The following is a 3,156-nucleotide window of genomic DNA, read 5'->3' on the forward strand; positions in this document are numbered from 1 at the left end:
CCGTGAAATGTCTGAAGAAAAAAGAGAGAGGTTAAGACAAGAAGAACTAAAAAAAAATCCAACAGGTGCATTCAAAGATGGAATTAATAGAACTGAATATGGTAATCCAGCAGACTTAGTTAGTGGTTTAGGTTGGAAAGAAACAGGAATATTAATTGTTGTTTTAATAGTTGGATATGTTTTATATAAATTGTTTTTTTAAAGATTTTACTTAACCTTGTTCAACTTACGGGTACGTTAGTTTAATATCGGTATCAATATGGCCCGATTTTTAGAGGCTTTTGGAATGCAACGGACGACCGAATTATGTTAAGGAAGTATGCGTGAGTTAACAAATTTAAACGAAATTACGACTGTTAATATCCTGATGTATGGAGATAATAAAGTTGTTTATACTTTGAATTTAAAAAGCCAAAGCCTTGTGAAATAATGTAGCGGTCTAAGAAAGTTTCAAAGAAAGCAGGTATGTATATGAAAAAGAAAACAATCGGTGAAATGACCAATAGTAGATTAAGTTGGGGATTTGATGCCTCAACTCGTGTGATTTTGAATAAGAAAGGCAAAGGATCATATAACCGGAGAAAAATAAAGCAAGAACTATCGAAGGGAAAGTAGTTTCTTTTTTATCTTTTTAGTATATTTATGTTATAACGTGGAATATATAAAAAAGACGAGATGCGCTAACATCTCGCCTAGTAACCAATCCAAAGTGGTCGGTTGCTCCTAAATCTTACACTACTTAGAAGGCCGCCCGTGCTGTTTGGATGTAGAACGGGTGGTTTTCTTTTTGACTTTTTTAGCAGGAAGTAAGCTAAATAAATATACAACTGTCGAATTGGCAACTGTTTTAGCTACTTCCACTAATACGTCTTTTAGAAGATCCATTGCGGTCACCTCCCTTCTATCTTAGAAAAAGAGATAGGGGTAGGGAGGAAGCACCTAAGTTCATTCCATAATAGATAATTCAACGTTGTAAGCTGGTAACGTGGAGGGCTTACTCCCAATGATGCGTTGATAAGGAAAACACTAGTGAGACTAGCCACTGTATAACTTATCTTTATTTCGGGAAAGTGGTGGCATAGTACCAATGATATGTCTAATCCACATGGAGGGATAGCCACTAGAATAATGAAGATTCATGTAATCATGTAAGGCAAATCTTTATCGGTAAATAAGGTTTTCGTAATACTAAAAGAGGTTTATCTCCCACGGGAGGCACCGACTTATTGAAACAGAAGAATTGAGACACTGAAGGGGTAACGATTTCAGAAGTGTTGATGATTAAATCGAATTGGATTAGTTGGAACGCAGTTTGAGGTGGAAATCTCATGTACGGTGTGAACGAGGGGAAAAGGGAGCGATAATGTCAAACCCTTACCTATTCGAATGAAGTAGAATGGATTCCAGAAGATCGCCATTAGAGTCGATCTTTTTTTTTTGTCACTGTTTCAAATAAAAGAGTTACTATTTGAAGCACGTTGGAACCTAATTTATAGTGATAATATTTTATGAATTGGAAAAAGATAGTCTTAGGAAAGGAGGGATTGCGAATGTCTGTGAAAAAGTGGTTAACTGGATTGGTCGTTTTGCTTGCGATGATTGTGGTTGTGACAACTCCAGACTCACTCAGTGTATTTGCCGAGTCTGGAGTCGTAACACAGCCAATTGAGTCAGTGAAAGCGATTGAGGTCGAGTTGAACGATGATTACTTTAATCCGAAAGTCATCACTATTCCGAATGGAAGAACGACAACGTTGATAGTGAAAAACAAAGGTACGAAAAAGCACACCTTCACAGTGGAAAAGCTCAGTATTGACGCTGAAGTCCAGCCGGGAAAAGAAAAAACCATTACCGTGAAACCGAAAAAGAACGGTACATATGATCTGATATGTCGGTACCATTTACAAGAAGGAATGGCTGGAAAAGTAATAGTCAAATAACAAGCAGGGACAATCGGGCCTTGCTTTTTTTAATAGGCAACGGTAACTTACTTATTATTACCCAGACATCATCATTACAGCTAACTTTCCTCCACAAACGGATGTTCCTTTAAAAAGGGAAATGCTAACTTTTTGTAAAGTAAAGAGGTAGGTGAGAAAAAGAATTTTTCCATATTCACTAGTGTTAATGGTACTAATAAAATTGAAGTAAATATTGAGCTAACGGGGCAGGATACTTTAAAAAAAATTGAGGGGATTTCTTAATGTCTATAAAGAAAGGGCGTTAAAATGAAGTTTTTATACGGGTTAGTAATTATAGCTTGGTATTTTCTGATTGCGATTTTAGCTACAACGTATTGGAAAGGACTTGGTTGGTGGTTTTTAATAATTTGTGCAATTGTTTTGTTTTTAGGTGACGGCTTGATAAGGAGATTTTTTAAAAATACAAAAGTAGTAGGATAGTTTAAGTTTAAGAGGATATAACTCGAATTGTAAACTGGAATTAAGATTTGAAACCAAAATTCATCCTGGAGGTACCAATGATAAACAAGTATGAAACCAGATATTTTTATATTATCAGCCCAAGTGATGATAAATTTATTCAGTGGAGTACAGTTAAGGGAATCCTTAACGAAGATATAGTAGATGATTATGAAATAATTACTGATTTAATGGCTCAAGATGTTCAAGATAAGTTTGGGATATAGCCAAAGATGAATTTGAACAGAGAATAAAGCCTAAAATAAATTAAAATTCCTTAACCTAATTGAACTAACAGGTGCGTTAGTTGAGATCAGGGCTGCCATTTGGTGGATTTTTTCCGTAATTAACTAAAGGGGCAGAATAGTGTAGAAGAAATGATATTAGAGACTATTTAACTAAAGGGAAGAAGAGTTTAAAAAGGAATATTCACACATTCGCTGAATATATAGGTACGGACATTAAATAAATCGGGTTTAAAATGATAAAACCTACCCTAGGAGATGATCGGAGATGGAAACACGGGTGAATCAAATTGAACTGAATGGACTCACTTTTCAATATCGCGAGAGTGGCGAACCTTCTGCCCCACCACTTGTTGCACTTCACGCGCTGGGGACAAGTGCAGAAACATGGGATCAAGTTGCTGCTGTATTAGGAGAAAAATACCGAGTTTTAGCTTTAGATCAACGGGGGCACGGTGGGAGTGCGAGAACTAGTACATACACTTTTGAAC

Annotated in this window: 7 protein-coding genes; 6 read left to right on the plus strand and 1 reads right to left on the minus strand. The window is 36.2% G+C overall.

Translation table 11 applies throughout. The features are described from left to right. A partial coding sequence (locus tag AC1DUW_RS24295) for a DUF6366 family protein (RefSeq protein ID WP_477643669.1) occupies window positions 1-202 on the plus strand: 202 nt, incomplete at its 5' end. Window positions 203-471: 269 nt separating this feature from the next. Next, window positions 472-615, plus strand: a complete 144-nt coding sequence (locus tag AC1DUW_RS24300) for a hypothetical protein (RefSeq protein WP_162245338.1) — start codon at window positions 472-474, stop codon at window positions 613-615. Between the two features lie 120 nt (window positions 616-735). Here the strand turns inward: AC1DUW_RS24300 and AC1DUW_RS24305 are convergent, their stop codons facing one another. Then, on the minus strand, window positions 736-885 hold the full coding sequence (locus tag AC1DUW_RS24305; RefSeq protein WP_477643670.1) for a hypothetical protein: 150 nt from the start codon (window positions 883-885) through the stop codon (window positions 736-738). A gap of 665 nt (window positions 886-1,550) precedes the next feature. On the opposite strand from AC1DUW_RS24305, the gene AC1DUW_RS24310 reads away from it, so the two are divergent. From AC1DUW_RS24310 to AC1DUW_RS24325, 4 genes are all read left to right on the plus strand, one after another. Next, entirely contained in the window at window positions 1,551-1,940 is a 390-nt protein-coding gene (locus tag AC1DUW_RS24310; protein ID WP_053346682.1) for a cupredoxin domain-containing protein, read from the plus strand. Window positions 1,941-2,228: 288 nt separating this feature from the next. After that, complete coding sequence (locus AC1DUW_RS24315; RefSeq protein ID WP_161804939.1) at window positions 2,229-2,402, plus strand: hypothetical protein; 174 nt, start codon at window positions 2,229-2,231, stop codon at window positions 2,400-2,402. 77 nt (window positions 2,403-2,479) lie between these two features. Further along, entirely contained in the window at window positions 2,480-2,647 is a 168-nt protein-coding gene (locus AC1DUW_RS24320; protein WP_161804938.1) for a hypothetical protein, read from the plus strand. Window positions 2,648-2,933: 286 nt separating this feature from the next. Next, a partial coding sequence (locus tag AC1DUW_RS24325; RefSeq protein ID WP_477643671.1) for an alpha/beta fold hydrolase occupies window positions 2,934-3,156 on the plus strand: 223 nt, incomplete at its 3' end.

The sequence above is a fragment of the Peribacillus sp. P4_C12 genome (assembly GCF_056402095.1).

What these genes read in the sequence shown, in the direction of transcription:
- AC1DUW_RS24300 (WP_162245338.1), top strand. Translation starts at nt 472, where the DNA reads ATGAAAAAGAAAACAATCGGTGAAATGACCAATAGTAGATTAAGTTGG.
- AC1DUW_RS24305 (WP_477643670.1), bottom strand. Translation starts at nt 885, where the DNA reads ATGGATCTTCTAAAAGACGTATTAGTGGAAGTAGCTAAAACAGTTGCC.
- AC1DUW_RS24310 (WP_053346682.1), top strand. Translation starts at nt 1,551, where the DNA reads ATGTCTGTGAAAAAGTGGTTAACTGGATTGGTCGTTTTGCTTGCGATG.
- AC1DUW_RS24315 (WP_161804939.1), top strand. Translation starts at nt 2,229, where the DNA reads ATGAAGTTTTTATACGGGTTAGTAATTATAGCTTGGTATTTTCTGATT.
- AC1DUW_RS24320 (WP_161804938.1), top strand. Translation starts at nt 2,480, where the DNA reads ATGATAAACAAGTATGAAACCAGATATTTTTATATTATCAGCCCAAGT.